The sequence below is a fragment of the Parafrankia elaeagni genome (assembly GCF_000374165.1).
GTDB classification, from domain to species: Bacteria; Actinomycetota; Actinomycetes; order Frankiales; family Frankiaceae; genus Parafrankia; species Parafrankia elaeagni.
The window spans coordinates 100208-118137 of sequence record NZ_KB893713.1; the positions used below are offsets into that span (position 1 = coordinate 100208).

13 protein-coding genes are annotated in these 17930 nt (G+C 69.6%); 5 read left to right on the forward strand and 8 right to left on the reverse strand.

Annotation, left to right across the window (positions count from 1 at the left end):
* Window positions 1–3: 3 nt before the first annotated feature.
* Both ltrA and B207_RS42535 read right to left on the reverse strand, forming a co-directional pair.
* On the reverse strand, window positions 4–1257 hold the full coding sequence (gene ltrA / locus B207_RS0108740; RefSeq protein ID WP_026310844.1) for a group II intron reverse transcriptase/maturase: 1254 nt from the start codon (window positions 1255–1257) through the stop codon (window positions 4–6).
* Window positions 1258–1796: 539 nt separating this feature from the next.
* Entirely contained in the window at window positions 1797–2273 is a 477-nt protein-coding gene (locus tag B207_RS42535; protein ID WP_326828397.1) for a transposase, read from the reverse strand.
* Between B207_RS42535 and B207_RS0108750 the strand changes: the two genes are divergently transcribed.
* The 4 genes from B207_RS0108750 to B207_RS0108765 are packed head-to-tail and all read left to right on the forward strand — an operon-like array spanning window position 2272 to window position 5706.
* Entirely contained in the window at window positions 2272–4107 is a 1836-nt protein-coding gene (locus B207_RS0108750) for an alkyl/aryl-sulfatase (RefSeq protein ID WP_018636153.1), read from the forward strand. The two genes, B207_RS42535 and B207_RS0108750, sit on opposite strands and share 2 nt — an antisense overlap.
* A gap of 44 nt (window positions 4108–4151) precedes the next feature.
* Window positions 4152–4595 (forward strand): YidH family protein, encoded by a 444-nt coding sequence (locus B207_RS42295; protein WP_018636154.1) that lies wholly within the window; start codon window positions 4152–4154, stop codon window positions 4593–4595.
* Entirely contained in the window at window positions 4592–5335 is a 744-nt protein-coding gene (locus B207_RS0108760) for a DUF2254 family protein (protein ID WP_018636155.1), read from the forward strand. The genes B207_RS42295 and B207_RS0108760 overlap by 4 nt, the downstream gene beginning before the upstream one ends.
* Entirely contained in the window at window positions 5302–5706 is a 405-nt protein-coding gene (locus B207_RS0108765) for a DUF2254 family protein (RefSeq protein WP_018636156.1), read from the forward strand. The genes B207_RS0108760 and B207_RS0108765 overlap by 34 nt, the downstream gene beginning before the upstream one ends.
* Window positions 5707–5778: 72 nt before the next feature.
* Here the strand turns inward: B207_RS0108765 and B207_RS0108770 are convergent, their stop codons facing one another.
* A complete protein-coding gene (locus tag B207_RS0108770; protein ID WP_018636157.1) occupies window positions 5779–7302 on the reverse strand; it encodes a catalase in 1524 nt (507 codons plus the stop codon).
* A 599-nt stretch (window positions 7303–7901) separates the two neighbouring features.
* Here B207_RS0108770 and B207_RS0108780 point away from each other — a divergent pair.
* Window positions 7902–9119, forward strand: a complete 1218-nt coding sequence (locus B207_RS0108780) for a CaiB/BaiF CoA transferase family protein (protein ID WP_018636159.1) — start codon at window positions 7902–7904, stop codon at window positions 9117–9119.
* Window positions 9120–9140: 21 nt separating this feature from the next.
* Here the strand turns inward: B207_RS0108780 and B207_RS0108785 are convergent, their stop codons facing one another.
* From B207_RS0108785 to B207_RS0108805, 5 genes are all read right to left on the reverse strand, one after another.
* Window positions 9141–10427 carry an MFS transporter gene (locus tag B207_RS0108785; protein WP_018636160.1) on the reverse strand — a complete coding sequence of 429 codons (1287 nt, stop codon included), beginning with the start codon at window positions 10425–10427 and terminating at the stop codon, window positions 9141–9143.
* 111 nt (window positions 10428–10538) lie between these two features.
* Window positions 10539–11258, reverse strand: coding sequence for an ABC transporter ATP-binding protein (locus tag B207_RS0108790; protein WP_018636161.1), 720 nt, complete (start codon window positions 11256–11258; stop codon window positions 10539–10541).
* Window positions 11255–14368 carry a branched-chain amino acid ABC transporter permease/ATP-binding protein gene (locus B207_RS0108795; RefSeq protein WP_018636162.1) on the reverse strand — a complete coding sequence of 1038 codons (3114 nt, stop codon included), beginning with the start codon at window positions 14366–14368 and terminating at the stop codon, window positions 11255–11257. Before B207_RS0108795 ends, B207_RS0108790 begins: the two co-directional genes overlap by 4 nt.
* Before the next feature lie 138 nt (window positions 14369–14506).
* Window positions 14507–15649, reverse strand: coding sequence for an ABC transporter substrate-binding protein (locus B207_RS0108800; RefSeq protein ID WP_018636163.1), 1143 nt, complete (start codon window positions 15647–15649; stop codon window positions 14507–14509).
* A gap of 759 nt (window positions 15650–16408) precedes the next feature.
* Window positions 16409–17614 carry an amidohydrolase family protein gene (locus tag B207_RS0108805; protein WP_018636164.1) on the reverse strand — a complete coding sequence of 402 codons (1206 nt, stop codon included), beginning with the start codon at window positions 17612–17614 and terminating at the stop codon, window positions 16409–16411.
* Between the last annotated feature and the right edge of the window lie 316 nt (window positions 17615–17930).

The window sequence follows — 17930 nt, forward strand, 5'->3', positions numbered from 1 at the left end:
TGGTCACCGGAAGGTCGGGACCCACCGCCAGTGCGCGAACAACCCCGGGGAGCCCGTGACTGCCCGCTGCCAGGCGGCTGACGCCTTCCTCACGGGTCGCAGCCGCTTGTATTTCTTGCGGATCCAACGCACCAGGTAGGAGTTGATGCGCGTGAGGAGAGCAGACAGCGCGGAGCGGTAGAACGCCCCGTAGTACGCCATCCAGCCCCGGATGACCGGATTGATCATCCGGGCGAGGTCGGCGAGCGTGACGTCGCTGCGGCGGTGCAGGCGCCAGCGGCGGACCTGCCGGCCGAGCGTGGTCAGGGCCTGTCTGCTGATCGCGGGCTGGAACGAGGCGAAGAGCCGCCCGTTCCTGCCACGCGCCGCGCGGGCACGGAAGGTGTACCCGAGGAACGTGAACGCGGTGTGCTCGTGGTCGAGCCGCCGGTTGGCGTCCTTGCAGTACACGATCCTGGTCTTGGCCGGGTGCAACCGCAGCCCGACCTCGGCCATCCTGTCCTCGATCGCCCGGTGCACCTGGTGGGCCTGGCGTTCGCTGACGCAGTGGAGCACCGCGTCGTCGGCGTAGCGCTCGAACGGGACGGCCGGGAAAGTCCGGGCCATCCACATGTCGAGGGCATAGTGCAGGAACAGGTTCGCCAGCACGGGCGAGACCGGAGACCCTTGTGGGGTCCCCCGGTCGCGCACCCGCAGGCTCCCGTCGGGCAGCTGCAGCGGCGCCTGGAGCCACCGCTTCACATACAGCACAACCCATGGGGCGTCGCTGTGGGCTTCCACCGCCTTGACCACGAGGTCCCAGCGGACGCTGTCGAAGAACGCCTGGATATCGAGATCGACGACCCAGTTGTACTTCCAGCACCGCCGTCGGCACACCGCGACCGCGTCCAGCGCCGACCGCCGCGGCCGGTAGCCGTAGGAGTCCGGATGGAAGATCGGCTCGATCTCCGTTTCCAGCCTGCGGGCTACCACCGTCTGGGCGACCCGATCCGCGACCGTGGGCACGCCCAGTGTTCTGACCCCGTCGCCGTGCGGTTTCGGTATCTCCACAGCGAGCACCGGTGGCGGAAAGTAGCTCCCGGACGACATCCGGTTCCAGACCTTGTACAGGTTTCCTTTGAGGTCCTTCTCGAACGCCTCCAGGGTGCAGCCATCCACCCCCGGCGCCCCTTTGTTCGCCTTCACTCGCTGATATGCCTCCCACACTTCCCACTTTGAGATGCCAAACGGCTTCGCCGGTGACTTCAGCTCGCTCATGCAGCTCCTCCCGAAGATTCACCCCGGTTGACCGGACGAACAAACCGCAGATGACCCGGCCTCTTCACTCCCCCTCCATTACAGAGGGTTCGCCGCTACTACAGGCCGGTCCGCCAGCGCCTCCCGAGGGTTCTGCCTGCCATGTGCGACAGGCAGGAACACCCAGGTCGGCGCCTTCCCATGTTCCACGCGAGACCCGCAGACCAGGATCATGCCGCCTCCATGCCGGACACCGCCTGGCCGGTAGTCGGGTATCCGCCAGACTCTTCCCGCAGCCCGAAGCATGCCACGGTTTTGATGTCACCTATTTTGTAACGACACGTCAACAGCGGTTCGGGTTCACTCATCTTCCTGGTCCCCACCTGACGCCTCTCCGGCGCCTTTTCCACATCGCTCACCACGACGGTCTTCAGCCAACGCAGCATGTGGCGGTTTGAAGCCTCCCCCCGAAGGGCGACTCCGAAGGGCCAAGCCTTCATCTCTCGCGCAGCATCGACTCCAGAGCACGCCCTACCTGCCCATCAGCACTCCTTCGTCGTTCATGGCACACGCCTCGGCAAAGTTGTCGGCCAGCAAGCAAACTTCATGATCGCCTCTAGTGGGCGTTCGGGGCGGCGGGCGTGGTGACGGGTTCCCGCGGCGATGTTGGTGACGCCGGTCAGGCGCAGGATCGCGATCGCGAGGTTGCGCAGGCTGGCCATGACCTGGGGCGCGTTACCGGTCCGGACCTGGCTGAGGTCCTCACCGAAGGTGACGTCGCGGACCCAGCGCAGCCGGTTCTCGACCAGCCAGTGCTCGCGGACGAACGCGGCGAGCCGGGTCGGGCTGGCCTGATGGGTCGCCACGCTGGCATCTCCCCCACCCCACACCCCCACTCGCCCATTTCTGACCGCCCGGGAGCAGCCTCGGCGGTGTTCGGCGCCCAGTGCCCGGTGGCCCGGTGCCCGGTTGCCGGCGTCGGTTCGGCGGCGCAGGATCCGCCCAGCGGTGAGGCGCGATTTCTGGAGGCGCGGCATGGCCGATGCGATCTTTCCTTTCGAGGACCGACGGGACTTCGCCGACGCGGAGCGGGGCCTGCTGGCGACCCTGGAACCGGCAACCGTCAGGGACGACGACGGAACGGTCGTGTGGGACAACGATTCGTATACGTCCTTTCTGACCGGTGATGGCCCGGATTCGGTTCACCGCAGCCTTTGGCGGCAGTCGTCACTGGTCGCGAAGCAGGGCCTTTTCGAGGTGGTTCCCGGCATCTACCAGGTGCGTGGTCTGGACCTGTCGAACGTCACGTTCGTCGAGGGCGCAGACGGAGTCATCGTGATCGACCCGCTGCTGTCCGTGGAGACGGCGCGGGCCGCACTGGAGCTGTACCGGTCCCAGCGCGGGAAACGGCCGGTCACGGCTGTGATCTACACGCACAGTCACGCGGACCACTTCGGCGGGGTGAAGGGTGTCGTGGCCCAGGAGGAGGTCGACGCCGGCCGGGTGCCGGTGATCGCCCCGCTGGGGTTCATGGAACACGCGATCTCGGAGAACGTCTACGCGGGAACGGCGATGGCCCGCCGGGCCGGGTACATGTACGGCGCCGCGCTCGCACGCGGTCCCCGCGGGGGTGTCGGGGCCGGGCTGGGGCAGACGACCTCGACCGGGACGGTCAGCCTGATACCGCCCACGGTCGACATCACGCGGTCGGGCCAGGAGATGACCGTCGACGGGGTCCGGATGGTGTTCCAGCTGGCGCCGAACTCCGAGGCGCCGGCCGAGATGCACTTCCTGTTTCCGGAGCAGCGGGCGCTGTGCATCGCCGAGAACGCCACCCACACGCTGCACAACGTCCTGACGCTGCGCGGGGCGCTGGTGCGGGACCCGCACGCCTGGGCGCGCTATCTGACCGAGGCGATCGAGACGTTCGCGGCCGGCGCCGACGTCGTCTTCGCCTCCCATCACTGGCCCACCTGGGGCGCGGACAACGTCGTCGAGTTCCTGCGGCTCCAGCGTGACCTGTACGCCTACCAGCACGACCAGACCGTCCGACTGATCAACAAGGGCCGCACCGGCGCCGAGATCGGCGAGGAGCTCACGCTGCCGCCCGCGCTGACGCGCGCCTGGCACACGCACGGCTACTACGGATCGATCAGCCACAACGTCAAGGCGATCTACCAGCGCTACATGGGCTGGTACGACGGCAACCCCGCCCGGCTGTGGCAGCACCCGCCACAGGAGGCCGCGCGCCGCTACGTGGACTTCATGGGCGGCGCCGACACCGTCGTCGAGAAGGCCCAGCGATCGGCGGACGAGGGCGACCTGCGGTGGGCGGCACAGGTGCTCGACCACGTCGTGTTCGCCGAGCCCGAGTACAAGGAAGCCCGCGCCCTGCTCGCCGACGTCCTGGAGAAGCTCGGTTTCGGCTGCGAGAACGGCACCTGGCGAAACTCCTATCTGTCCGGGGCGCGGGAGCTGCGCGAGGGCGGCTTCGGCACGCCGACCGTGTCCAACTCCCCCGACGTCCTCGCTCAGCTGCCACCGGAGATGTTCTTCGACGCGCTCGCCGTCCAGGTGAACGGGCCGCAGGCGTGGGATCTCGAGCTGGCGCTGCGCTGGGTGTTCCCCGACCACGGATCGGATTTCCGCACCACGCTGGTCAACGGCGTGTTCACCTACGTGCGTGCGGGGTCGGGCGACGTCTCGCTGACCGTGACGGTGCCGCGACCAGCCCTGGTTCCCCTGGCTTCGGGGAACGTCGACGCCGCCCGCGCGGCCGGGCTCTCCCTCGACGGCGACGAAGGCACGCTGCGTCAGCTGCTCGGTGCCCTCGACCCCGGCGACCCGAACTTCAACATCATCGAGCCGTAGCCGACCTGTCGATGACGGAGCCGTGGACGATGGAGCGGTAGGCGATGGCGGACGCACCGGGCGCCGCCGGGGCCGGTGCCGGTGCCGGCGGCCGGCAGCCCCCGCAGGATCCCGCCCACCCGGCCCCGGCCCCGGCCGGCGGGCCGGGCGGGCCGGGCGCCGGCTCGCGGGCCCGTGACCACCTCGCGAACGAACGGACGTTCCTGGCGTGGCTGCGCACGTCCGTCAACGTGATGGCGCTCGGGCTCGCCTTCGCGGCGTTCGGCGACGTCACGACCGCCCCGTCGCTGGCGGCGGGGGCGATCCTCGCCCTGCTCGGCGGAGCGGGACTCTGGTACGCGACAGGCCGCTACCGCCGCGTCAACCGCGAGATCGACGAAGGGTCCTTCACCACCGGGGCGAACGTGGCCGGCCCGACGCTGGTCAGCCTGGTCGTCGCCACGACCATCCTGATCGCCCTCCTGCTCCTCGTCCTCGCCGCACGATGACGGACGGCCCCGCGCCGGAGCACGAGTGGTGCCGGCCGCCGCGGCACCGCCACCACGGGCTGGGGCACCGCTGGCGCACCCGCGTCGTCGCGGGCACGATCATCGCCGGCGGGACGGTCCTGGGCTGGGCGGTCCCGCACTGGGAACCGCACCTGCCCCGGGTCGGGCTCGACTACCAGGCATCCACCGCCCAGGCCACGCTGGCGGCGATCGCCGGAGCCATGATCACACTCTCGGGGTTCATCGTCACCGCGATCACCGTGGTGGCGCAGACGGTGCAGGGCATGTCCCCACGTCTGGTCGGCGCGCTGCGTCACGTGGGCCGCTACACGGCCGCGTTCGCGCTGCTCGTCGGCACCGCACTCTATGCTCTCACCGCGCTCAGCCAGATCAACTCCGAACGCATTCCGCGTACGACGGTCACCCTGGCCGTGGCGTTCGTCCTCCTCGACGCGGTCGCCCTGCCCTACCTGCTCGGTTCCCTCCGGGAGGCCGTGACCGGCGGCGGGCCGGCCCCTGGTCGAGATCGCCGGGCCGCACCGTCCCGGCATCGTGCAGGGATTCGACGAGCACCGCATGGTACGGATGGCGTCCCGTGCGGGTGTGCGCATCGAGCTCCGGCGCGCGATCGGGGACTTCGCCGGCTCCGGTACCGAGGATCGCGGTCCGGGCGCTCTCACCCGGGGTCGATGATCCGTCCACGGCCGTGCAGGCTCTCGACCAGATCGAGGACTGCCTGACCCGCCTGGCCGACCGCGCGCTGGGGACCTGCGCGCTTCTCGATCGCGGCGGCGAGGCCCGCGTCGTCTACCCCGTGCCGCGATGGCCCGATCTCGTGTCGCTCGGCCTGGACGAGACCATCCAGTACGGCGCTGCCAGCCTCCAGGTCGTCCGCCGGGTCCGCCTGCTGCTCGACCGCGTCGAACACGCCGCGCCGACGGACCGGCAGCCGCCCCTGGCGGAACGGCGGGCCCTGCTCGACCGCCTGATCCGAAGCGGCTTCCCGGACCCGGTGCTCGCCGCGACGGCGGTCGGTGCGGCGATCAGCCCGCTCCCCATCGTGGCGAGCACCGGGTCCGGGAAGCCGCGACAGGTGGCCGGACGGGCGTGACCATGGACGGCGGTGTGCCCCAGGCCTTCCGAGGCCTGGGGCACACACCAACCACGGGCTTTCGGGACGGTGTCAGGCCTTCGCCTGGGCGCTGGAACGCGCCGGACTGGCCTGCTTCGCGGCCTTCGGGTCGACCTCCGACTGCTTCGCGCGCACCATCTCCTCGACGTGGTCACCGAGGTCCTTGTCGACGTTGCGCCAGTACTGGAACGCACGCAGCAGAACCGGCTCGCTCACGCCGTTGAGCAGGTGGCCGGCGATGTTCTCGACGAGCCGGGCGCGGGCCGCGTCGTCGAGGACCTCCCGGACCATCGTGCCGGCCTGGCCCCAGTCGTCGTCGTCACGGCGCGGGGTGTACGCGGTACGGACCATCTCGCCGTCGGCGTACCAGTGGCCACCGTCGTCGGTCAGCTCCGGCTGCGCCGCCGGGCCGCCGTAGGAGTTCGGCGCGTACACCGGGTCGGAGACGTTCTGTACCCGCATCGCGCCGTCCTTGGAATAGCTGTGGACGGGTACCTTCGCCGAGTTCACCGGGATCTGCTTGTAGTTCACCCCGAGCCGGGCGCGGTGGGCGTCGGCGTAGCTGAACCCGCGGGCCAGCAGCATCTTGTCCGGCGACAGGCCGGTGCCGGCGACGAGGTTGTTCGGCTCGAAGGCCGCCTGTTCCATCTCGGTGTGGTAATCCGCGATGTTCCGGTTCAGCGTGAGGCGGCCGACCTCCTGCAACGGGTAGTCGCTGTGCGGCCACACCTTGGTCAGGTCGAACGGGTTGAAGCGGTAGGACTTCGCCTCGTCGAACGGCATGATCTGCATCTTGAGCGTCCAGCTCGGGAACTCCCCGTCGCGGATGTGCTCGTACAGGTCACGCTGGTGGTAGTCGGTGTCGATAGCTGCCATCTGGTCGGCTTCGTCCTGCGTGAAGCACTCGACCCCCTGGTCGGTCTTGAAGTGGTACTTCACCCAGAAACGCTCACCCGCCGCATTGATCCACATGTAGGTGTGGCTGGAGTAACCGTTCATGTGCCGCCAGGTCCGCGGGATGCCGCGGTCCCCCATCAGCCAGGTCACCTGGTGGGCGGATTCCGGCGAGAGCGTCCAGAAGTCCCACTGCATGTCGTGGTCCCGCAGGTTGTTGTCCGAACGGCGCTTCTGCGACCGGATGAAGTGCTGGAACTTCATCGGGTCCCTGACGAAGAACACCGGCGTGTTGTTGCCGACGATGTCCAGGTTGCCGTCCGGCGTGTAGAACTTCACCGCGAACCCGCGCGGGTCACGCCAGGTGTCCGGGCTGCCCCGCTCCCCCGCCACCGTGGAGAACCGGATCAGCACGTCCGTGGTCGCCCCCGGCTGGAACACCGCCGCCCGTGTGAAGGCACTGACGTCCTGCGTCACCTCGAACGCCCCGAACGCCCCGCCGCCCTTGGCGTGCGGCTGGCGCTCCGGGATCCGTTCCCGGTTGAAGTTCGCCATCTGCTCGATCAGATAGTGGTCCTGGAGCAGCAGCGGACCGTCCGGGCCGACACTCAGCGAGTGTTCGTCGCTGGCGACGGGGATCCCGGCATCGGTGGTAGTTGGACGACGCTCCTGTGTTGTCACCGCAAACTCCTCATCCTGCCGCCATCACGATTCTCGGATGGAACCCACCGCCCCCGGCTGGTGGGCCCGCCGCCGCCCGCCGAGCCAGGCACAGGCCAGGCGCGCGCCGTTCGGGCCGGTGACCTGCGCAGACGCAGACCAGACCGGACCCGCGGACAGTGCCGCTCACTCCGCCTACCCGTCTACCGCCGCCACACACACCCCAGCCCCGACCGATCGATCTCATCCACCCGTACCCGCACCGCCACCCGTACCCGTACCCGCACCGCCACCCGTACCCGTACCCTCACCGCCACCCGTACCCGCACCGCCACCCGGCCCCGGACACGGACCCGGACCCGGACACGGACCCGGCCCCGGACCCGGGCACGACCCTGAACCTGGCCGGCTGCCTGGGCACGGTGATCCTCAACCAGCCGTCCGTCGCGACGAACGACACCCTGACGGCCGGGAGCAGCAACAAGAACGGCGGATCATGGTTCCGACCTTGACAGCCCTCGGCCCATAGTTAGACTCAGTCCAAAAATTGGGCTTGAATATCGGGTTGTGAACACCGAGAAGCTCACCGCGTTCGGGCGTCGAGAGAAAGCGCAGGAACCGTGCACAAACCACTCACCGGCATCAAGATGGTCGAGGTCGCCCAGTTCACCTTCACTCCCGCCGCCGGCGCGGTGCTGACCGAGTGGGGTGCCGAGGTCATCAAGGTCGAACATGCCGAGATGGGTGACGCCCAGCGAGGAATGCGCAGTCAGCCCAGGGCCGACTCGTGGCACCCGGTGATGGACCATCCCAACCGCGGCAAGAAGAGCATCGGGCTCGCCCTGGAGCAGCCGGCCGCGTACGAGGTCCTGATGGATCTCTGCCGCGACGCCGACGTGTTCCTGACCAACTTCCTGCCCGATGCGCGCCGGCGCCTGCGGCTGGACGTCGAGGACATCCGCAAGGCGAATCCGAACATCGTCTACGTCCGCGGCAGCGCCCACGGGCAGCGGGGGCCCTGGGCCGAGCGGGGCGGGTTCGACGGCTCGTCGTTCTGGTGCCGGATGGGGAGCGCCTGGGGCGTCACCCCCACCGACAGCGACCGACTGATCACGATGCCGGCCGGCGCCTACGGTGACACGACGGGCGGCATGGCGATCGCCGGCGGCATCGCCGCCGCACTGCTCGGCCGGGCCCGCACCGGCGAACCGACAGTCGTCGACGTGTCGCTGATGAGCGTCGGCGCCTGGGCGTTCGCGCTGGAGGTGGGCAACGCCGATCTCCTGGGCCCCGACAATCCGCCCGAGCGCCTCAACGACATGATGGGCCGGATCAGCAACCCGACTGTCGGCAGCTACCGGACGTCCGACGGTCGTTGGATCAACCTGACCATCATGCAGTCGTTCCGGTACTTCCCCGACCTCTGCCAGCACCTCGGCCTCGACGAGCTCATCGACGACGAGCGCTTCGACACCGCCGAGAAGCTGATGGCCAACGGGCCGGCGGCCGGGGGCCTGGTCGCCGAGGCCATCGGGGCCAGGCCGTACGCGTACTGGGTGGAGAAGCTGCAGACGCTGCAGGGCCAGTGGGCGCCGGTCCAGGGCCCCCTCGACATTCTCGAGGACCCGCAGATGACCGCCAACGGCTACCTCGTCCCGGTGGTGGACTCCGCCGGGCACCAGCGGCGGATGGTGACCAACCCGGTCCAGTTCGACGAGACGCCGCCGGAGACCCGGCGGGGCCCGCTGTTCGCCGAGCACACCGACGATCTGCTGCGTGAGCTCGGCCGGACCGAGGAGGAGATCCTCCAGATGAAGATCGACGGCGCCTGCACCTGAGTGCGCTGTCGTTCCTGTCGGTCAGGAGGCCCCGGCGGCGCCGCGGCCTCGCCGCAGCAGGACGAGCGCCGTCAGGGCAAGCAGACCGACGACGGTGACGAACACGAGCCCGGCGAGGCGCAGCGTCGTCAGTTCGGCCAGCACCCCGACTCCGACGACCGGCAGCGAGATCGCGACATAGGCCACGACGAAGAAGGCCGACGAGGTCTCGGCTCGGGCTGGTGGCGGGGCGGCGGCCAGCAGCCCTCCGAGGCCCGAGGCGAAGCTGAGGCCCTGCCCGATGCCGGCCACCACGCCCCCCGCGACGAGCAGCGGAAGGGACGAGGCGGCGATGGCGCCGCCGACCAGCGCGACTCCGACCACGAGCGCCGCGCAGCCGGCCGGCAGCCCGACGGCGTGCCCGGTGCGGCGGGCGAGCACCTGGCCGAGCGCCGAGCCGGCGAACACTGCGGCGACGACCAGACCGGTGACCAGCGGGTTGTGCTCGTCGAGCGTCTGGGCCAGGAAGGCCGGGCCGACCGCGGTGAACAGGCCGAGGACCGCGAAGCCGGCGAAGCCCGCGAGGGCCGCGCGCACGAACACCGCCCGGGCGGCGGGCGGCACCCGCGGCCGCGAGAGCAGCCGGGCACCGCCGGCGCCCTGCGCCACCGACGCCCGGGCCTGCCGGGACACCGTCTCGGGGGCCAACAGCACGCCCAGCACCGCCGGAACCAGCAGGGCGAGGTTGATGACGTAGGTCAGCTGCAGCGGGTCCGGACCATAGCGGGCGATGATGCCGGCGAGCAGCGGGCCCAGGCCCAGACCGCCCATGTTCGCGATCGTGGGCACGAGGGTGGCTCGGCCCGCGCTCCGCGGTGGGGCGAGATCGACGAGGGTCGCGGTCGCGGTCCCGGTGAAGATCCCCGCGGACAGGCCGGAGAGCAGCCGACCCGCCAGCAGCGCTGGCAGCCCACCGGCGAACAGGAACATCAGCGCGCTCGCCACGGCGGCACCCAGACCCGCCAGCAGGACGGGACGCCGGCCGACCCGGTCGGACAGCCGGCCGAAGGCCAGCAACGCGATGATCACCCCGACCGCGTAGGTGGCGAAGATGATCGTGATGGTCAGCTGTGAGAACCCGAACTCGGCGCGGTAGCCCGGATAGAGCGGGGTCGGCAGAGTAGTGCTGGCCATGGTGAGGGTGAACGCGTAGGCAACGGCGGCGAGCCCCCCGGCCCGCCCCAGCGCTCCACCCCCCGGGCCAGGGCCGGCGGTGGCGGGCTCGGCGGGCGGCGGCGGGACGACGGATGGCCGGTTCACCACCCGCACGCTATTGCCGCCGGTTCCTCCGACGCGAGGCCCACCCCCCATCCGGCGTCGAGGGTGACCGCTCCACCCCGATCCCGTGGCCGCGGGATCGGGGTGGGACGAACCGAGTGCCTACGCGGCCTCCTCCTCGCTGATGCCGAGGTAGGCGCCTTCCAGAAGCTTGGGGGCGGCGGCCAGTTCACTGGCCGATCCCCGTAACACGATGCTGCCCCGGTTGAGGACGGCCGCGGTGTCGGCGACCTCGAGGGCGAGGTTGACGTGCTGTTCGACCAGGATCACCGCGCACTGGTGGTCGGCGGCGATGCGGCTGACGGTGTTGAACAGGTCCTCGACGATCAGGGGAGCCAGGCCCATGCTGAGTTCGTCGATCAGCAGCACCCGGGGCTGCTGGATCAGGGCCCGCGCCATGACCAGCATCTGCTGTTCGCCACCGGAGAGCGCCCCCGCCGGCAGGTGCCACCGCTTCTCGAGCGCCGGAAAGGTCTCGAGGAGGCTTTTCGCTTTCGGACCGTTGCGACGCGCCGCGACTTTTATGTTCTCCTCGACGGACAGCGAGGTGAACAGACAGCGGTTGTCGGGGACGAGTACCACCCCGGCCGCGTTCGCCGTGGCGGGTCGGCCGTTACGCAGCCGCTTGCCATCGACGCTGATGGTGCCCTTCTGCGCCGGCAGCAGGCCGGCAAGGGTCAGCAGCAGCGTGGTCTTGCCGGCACCGTTCGGTCCGAGCAGCGCCAGTACGGAGCTGGCCTCGACCGTGAGATCGAGGTTCCGGAAGGCGGTGGTGCTGCCTCTCCCGCCGCTGAGGTCGGCACATTCCAGCCGGGTGGTCATGTGGTCACCGCCGAGGATGTGGTCGCGGCGGCCGGAGCGGCCTCCGCGGTTGGGGGGGTCGTCGTCTCCGCCTTCGACGGTGGCACCTGGGCCACCGCCTCCGAGGATGTCTCCCCTGCTCCCTTCGTCAGTGGCGCCGGCGCCACGATGCCCGGGGACGTCTCCTCGACGTCCTCCGTGTCCTCCGTGTCCCCCGTGTCCGCCGCGTCCCCCGCGTCCGCCGCCGGAGACGCCTCCGCCACCGGAGACGCCTCCGCCACGCCCGTCGCCGGCGGTGCCGCGTCCACCGAGGAGTCGTGCACGGAGCCCAGGTAGGCGTCGGCGACCGCGCGGTCGGCACGGATCGCCGCCGGGTCGCCCTCGGCGATGACTTTGCCGAAGTCGAGGACGTAGATGTAGTCGCAGACCGACAGCACGAGGGAGACGTCGTGGTCGACGAGAACGATCCCCACTCCCGTGCGACTGATCGAGCGGATGCGCTCGCCGAGCCACACTGTCTCGGTGGTGTCGAGCCCGGCGGCCGGTTCGTCGAGGAGCAGGGCCCGGGGCTTGGTCGCGCAGGCCCGGGCGATGGAGACCAGCTGGCGTTCGCCCTGGCTCAGTTCGTCGGCGTGCCGGTCGGCCCGGTCGGCAAGGCCGACGAGGTCGAGTGCGGCGGCCAGGGCGCGGTGGCGTTCGTCGGCGCTCGCGCCGAACAGCGCCGCGCGGACGTTCTCCTCGACGGTGAGGTCGTCGTAGAGCTCCAGGGACTGGAACGTGCGGGCAAGGCCGCGCCGTACCCGGGTGTGCGTCGGGAGCCCCTCGACGTTGTCGCCGCCGAGCCTGATGGTGCCTGAGGCCCGGGTGAACCCGGTCGTCGCGTCGATCACGCTGGTCTTGCCGGCGCCGTTCGGTCCGATCAGACCGACGATCTGACCGGCGGCGACCCGCAGCGAGACCTCGGAGACAGCCGTCACGCCGCCGTAACGAACCGTGAGCCCGGTGACGTCGAGCACCGTGGCCGCCGGTTGCGCGGGTACCGCGGCCGGCTTCTCTGCCTGGTCGGTGGCCGCATCGGTGGGCGCATCGGTGGGCGCATCGGTGGGCGCAGAGGTGGCGATGGCTGCCGCGGTCGGAGTTGCGGACTCGGGCATGATCGCCTTGGCCCCATCCGCCGGGCTCGGAGCCGGCCGGCGGCGATGGCGTAGTCGGTCGATGCGGTCGGCGAGCTCGTGGCCGCCGCTGGCGAGGCCCTCCGGGTGGCCGATGAGGGCGACGAGGAGGGCGACACCGGTGATGACCGGGAACCAGTCACCGAGATGGACCCAGCGGTCCATCGCGATGAAGGTGATGCCGGAGGACGCCATCACCCCGGCGAGGATGCCGCCGTAGACAGAGGTGACGCCGGCGAGATAGGCGGTTGACAGCAGGGCGAGCCCGCCGAGCGCCGTGAACGAGTCGAAGGTGACGACATCGCGCCGGTAGGCCAGCAGGCTGCCACCCAGGCCAGCGATGAAGGACGCGATGGCGAAACTGGCGACCTTGACCGCGACGACGTTGATGCCGATGCCGGCGGCGGACTGCTCGTTCGCGCGGACAGCGAGCATGGCCGAGCCCAGCGAGCTGGTGCGCAGCCGGGCGACGCCCCAGGCCACGGCCACCAGGACCGCCAGGCAGAGCAGACCGAAGGGAATCCGTGGGAAGGCATGGCCGGTACCGATACTGAGATCAAGACCGAAGATCTCCGGCTGGGTGACCCGGGCCCCCTGGCTGTCGACGATCTGCGTGTTGCGGAACCACACGGCTTCGATCGTGTAGGCCAGCGCGAGGGTGACGATGCCGAGAGTCAGACCTTTCAGTCGCAGCGCGGGTAGCCCGATCACCACGCCCAGCACCGTCGCCACGAGCGCGGCCAGCAGTGGTGCGAACGGGAACGGGATGTGCCAGCTCTGGGTGAGGCCACTGAGTGTGAAGGCGGCGCTGCCGGCCAGCGCGAGCTGGGCCAGTGACACCTGCCCGGCGTAGCCGGTCACGACGACGAGAGACAGACCGATGATCGCGGCGATGAACGTTCCGATGACCGCGCTGCGCCAGGTCCCGCTGGTGACCAGCAGGCCGAGCACACCCACGCCGGTGCCGAGAATCGTGGGCATCAGCAGGGACCGCGGCCGGGGGGCCCGGCCCAGCGGCTGTCGGACCAGTCCGCCCCGGACCGCCAGGCCCCGTCCGGTGACGAGCAGGGCCAGCAGGATCACCACCAGCGGAACGAGTTCCTGCGAGCCGCTCCTCGGCAGCCAGGACGCGCCGTCGGCGGCCAGCGCGGCAGCCTCCGACTGGACCATGCCGATCGCGATGCCGGCGACCACCGTCGGCACCAGGCTCTTGAAACCGCCGACCACCGCGGCGGCGAGCGCCGGCACCACGAACAGCGTGTAGGTGGTCGGGGACAGCGGGCTCAGCGGTGCGATCAGGATGCCGGCCGCACCAGCCGTCACACCACTGATCATCCAGTTGAACAGGGCAATCCGGTCCGGGGACACACCGCTGACATAGGCGCCGGTCTGGGACTCCGCCACCGCCCTCGTCAGCAGCCCGAACCGGGTGAAGCGGTAGACGGCGGCCAGCACCAGCGTCAGGGCCACCACGGCGACGACCAGATAGAACCGGTCGGACAGCACCCTGGCGCCGCCGAAGTCCCACCGTTCCGCCGGGAAGATCGCCTCGACGCTGACCGGTGAGGTGCCGAGCCGGATCGCCATGACCGACTGGATGACCACCAGAACACCAAGCGACGCCACCGCCCGGGCCAGCTGGGGAGCCTCACGCAGCGGTCGGAACACCGCCACGTACAGCAATGCGCCCAGGAGTGCCCCGAACAGCAGTGACAGCGCGGCCGCCGGCGCCAGCGGCCAGGGCCCGCCGATCTCAACCGACGCGGGCAGGCCGGGTATCAGGACGAGTAGTTCGCCATCACGTAAGAACGCGTAGGAATAGGCGACGTAGAGCGCGACCGCCCCGGTCGCGAAGTTGATTACTCCCGAGCTCCGATAGGTCAGTACGAGGGCGAGACCCAGCGCCGCGAATACCCCGCCGTTCCCGAGACCGAGAAGCAGCGAACCTACATGTTCCATCACGATCTCCCGGCATCTTCCGGATCATTCCTGCGAGCCATGGGGCTGGTTCGACACTTCCGGCGGGAGGGACGCCGAGCGGAGGTGCCGAACCCGCCGCCGAGGAGATTCCCCGGCGGCCGGTTCAGTTCTCGATCATCAATCCGGGATCGAAGAGTTCCCGAGCACCTTGAATTCGCTGGGCTGACCGTCGCCGTCGAGAGTCGTCGTCAACCCACCCCGCACGCAGGAGGCCGGGGATTCCGGGTAGGCCTTGCCGTTGCACCGGAACTTCAGGCCGGCGGCACCGGGCAGTTCTTTCTCCGGCATCGCCTTGATGGCGGCGGTGACGGTGGCCGGGGTGATCTCACCCGAAATGTCCTCGAGTGACGCCGCGAGGCCGGCGAACGTGACGAACATGCCCCGGCCCGCGGAGGAACCGGTGTCGATGTCACTTCCATAGGTCTCGATCACCGCGTTGTAGAGGAGACTGGACGGATCGTCCCCGCCGACGGGGACGGAGGCGCCGATGACCATGCCCTCCAGCACGTTTCCGGGCACCGCCTTGCGGGTGGCGTCCGTGATGCACTGCGAGATGGCACTGACCTTGCCGTCGTACCCGACCGCCTGCAGGCCGTTGATCGCGCTGATGCAGAACGAGTCGTTGCCGATGATGAACACGACACCGGGATCGACACCCTGCAGCTGCGGCGTCATGTCGGCCGTGCCCGGGGCGATCCGGATGAGCTCGTACTCGAGGCCCGCCTCCTCCATCAGGCCGGGGGCGACCTCCTCCGCGCTGTGCAGCGCGGCCGGCACGTCGATGACGATCGACGTCACCTTGTCGAGGCCCTCGTCCTTCGCCAGGTTGATGGGAAGCTGCAGCGTCGCGAAGTTCGGGTCCCCCACGGTGAAGCTCGTCGGGTCCGAAAGAATCGCCGGGCTGCCGGCACCGAAGAACATCGTCGGTATGTCCGCGTCAGCCAACGGCTGCCAGACACCCTCGGCAACCGCGGACTCGCCGACCGCGACCGCGACGACGTCTCTCTCAACCATCTGGTTCCCGCAGTCGGCACCCCTGGCCGGGTCCGCCTGCGTCTCGCACTCGACGATCTCGACGGGCCGGCCGCCGATACCGCCGCGGTGCTCGTTCAGGTACTTGACCGTGGCGTCCGCGACGGCGAACTGCACGGAGTTGTCGATGGCGGCGGACTTCCCGTCCGAGATGATCCCGATCAGGACGGGCTCGCCGGTGGCGTTGTCGACCGGGCCAAGCGCGTCGGCGGCCGCAGTCGGGTCCACCGTGGTGGGCGTATCCCCGTCGTCCGAACTACACGCAGCAGCGAACATGAGCAGGGCTAACGGGCATGCTAAGAGCGCCCTAGCCGACCGCCGCCGCGACCGCGTCGACCGGTCACGTGGGAGGACAACCCTGGACCGCATATACCTTCACCTCAAAGTTGTCGGAATCATCTGGGCCGTGGCGCTATCAGCCACGCGAAGACATCCTCGCCGGGGCAGGTTGCTTCCGCGAGGCCGCCCTGGATTTGCCAGGCCCACCCTCGCCTACGAGTGTGCGCATACTCTCAACCTTCGACGTCGACGTCAACATATTCCGACAAGATCATCAATTGCCGCGGGTCAGCCGCCCGCATCACCCGACCATCGGACCGTCGACCGTGTCCGCATCACCCCAAACGGCATGCGAGATCCCCCTCTGGCCGCCGAGCCCAGGATGCCGCCGAGGACCGCCACGAACCCCGAAAGGGGCCTGTGTACTGCACCGCCAGCGCCCGCACCGGCCGAGGGCAACCCTTCCTGCCCACCTTGGGCGCTTCAGGATAGTGATCCCGGGAAGGAAAACAAGTACCCAGATCCGGCCACCACACATCGAGGAGTTCCGCCGACAATAGAAGATCTTGCCCGGCCGATCTGGCGCCATGCATGTGGTTGCTACCTACACACATTTAACGGAAGATCAAATTCCCGGGCGGGATGACGCCACCCGCGACACTGCGGGAGCCAGCCTGGGCTCCGCTGCCGCCCGCGGTCCTCGAGGGGTTACGGAGTGATCGCCGGCCAGTCACCGCCTGGCAGCGGGTGCCGGAACAGTCTGGCGGCATTGCCACCGGCGATCATCACGGCCTCGTGCCGGGGGATGTCCGCGAAGCGCTTGCGCAGCAGGTCTTGGGAGCCCGGCCAGGTCGAGTCGGCATGCGGGAAGTCCGTCTCGAACAGGATGTGGTCGATACCGATCAGGTGACGCTGGTCGAGCGTGCCGGGGTCGTCGAGCATGCAGAAGTAGAAGTTGCGCCGCAGCGCCTCACTCGGTGTGACGTCGTACGCCCACGGGGTGCCGCCGCCACCGGAGTGTTCGAGGACGTAGTCGAGACGGTTGATCGCCATCGGCACCCAGCCGATGCCGCCCTCGCTCAGGGCGATCCTGAGATTCGGGTAAAGGGCCGGAATACCCGCCCACACCCAGTCGACGGCGGCACAGAACGCCCCGGCGGGGAACAGCGACGTCTGGACGTTGAGGCCGCCGCCGGGTGAGCCCTGGAGGACGAAACCGCTTGCGCCGCAGTGCAGCGAGATCACGGTGTCGGTTTCCTCGCATGCCCTGAAGAACGGCTCCCAGTGCTTCCGGTCGGTGATCGGCGGAAGCTTCAGCAGGTGCGGCGACTCGAGGAACGACACCGACGTGAAGCCGAGCTCGGCGTTGCGGCGGATCTCCCTCGCGGCGATCTTCGGGTCCCTGAACCAGGGCAGCTGCATCGGGATGAAGCGCTCCGGGTAGGCGCCGTGCCACTCCTCCAGCATCCAGCTGTTCCATGCCCGGACCGCGGCGAGGCCGACCTCCTCGTCCCGGTTCATCGACAGCACCCGACCGGTGAAGCCCCACGCCCCGGACGGGAAGCACAGCGACGCCCAGACCCCGTCGAGATCCATGTCCCGCACGCGGGCGTGGACGTCCCAGGCGGACCGGCGCATCTCGTCGAAGTTCAGCGGGTCGAGGTTCCACTCGGACTTCGGGCGCCCGGCGACGACGCTCATCCCGTTGTCGCGGTAGAGCCGGTCGCGGTAGAGCCAGGCCTCCGACCCGTCCGGCGTCGTGATCACCTGAGGGGCCTGGTCGCGAAGCCTCGCCGGGAACCGTGCGGCGAAGACGTCGGGGGGCTCGGTGAGGTGATCATCCACCGAGACGATCGAGAAGCTGCGCTCCTGCGGCTCCGGGTCCGCGAGCAGCTGCCTGGTCGGTCTCGGCATCGTGCGCTCCTGGTGGTCGAAGGACGCCAGCGTTGGTTCGCGAACGCTTACTCTCTTCGATCCTAGCCTCAATCCCGGCTCGGGGCTCCCACCCCGCCGAGTCCCGGCCAATCCGCGGGCACGCGAAGAACTCCACCCGGGACGCCCGTCACGCAGAGCGGACCCCTGTCAGGGGATATGGCGACCTGCCCACTGTGACCACACCGAAACCGCCGGGCAGGGGCGGCAGGGTGGCGTGTTCCTCCTGGCGTTCTGCCTGGCGGTGGCGGTGTTGTTGGTGTGGACAACCCGGCGTTACCCGCGGCGCGGGCCGCGC

Bases quoted from the DNA above. Each gene is read 5' to 3' on its own strand.
- B207_RS42295 (WP_018636154.1), top strand. From the start codon at position 4,152: ATGGCGGACGCACCGGGCGCCGCCGGGGCCGGTGCCGGTGCCGGCGGC.
- B207_RS0108805 (WP_018636164.1), bottom strand. From the start codon at position 17,614: ATGCCGAGACCGACCAGGCAGCTGCTCGCGGACCCGGAGCCGCAGGAG.
- B207_RS0108750 (WP_018636153.1), top strand. From the start codon at position 2,272: ATGGCCGATGCGATCTTTCCTTTCGAGGACCGACGGGACTTCGCCGAC.
- B207_RS0108760 (WP_018636155.1), top strand. From the start codon at position 4,592: ATGACGGACGGCCCCGCGCCGGAGCACGAGTGGTGCCGGCCGCCGCGG.
- B207_RS42535 (WP_326828397.1), bottom strand. From the start codon at position 2,273: ATGCCGCGCCTCCAGAAATCGCGCCTCACCGCTGGGCGGATCCTGCGC.
- B207_RS0108790 (WP_018636161.1), bottom strand. From the start codon at position 11,258: ATGACCACCCGGCTGGAATGTGCCGACCTCAGCGGCGGGAGAGGCAGC.
- ltrA (WP_026310844.1), bottom strand. From the start codon at position 1,257: ATGAGCGAGCTGAAGTCACCGGCGAAGCCGTTTGGCATCTCAAAGTGG.
- B207_RS0108795 (WP_018636162.1), bottom strand. From the start codon at position 14,368: ATGGAACATGTAGGTTCGCTGCTTCTCGGTCTCGGGAACGGCGGGGTA.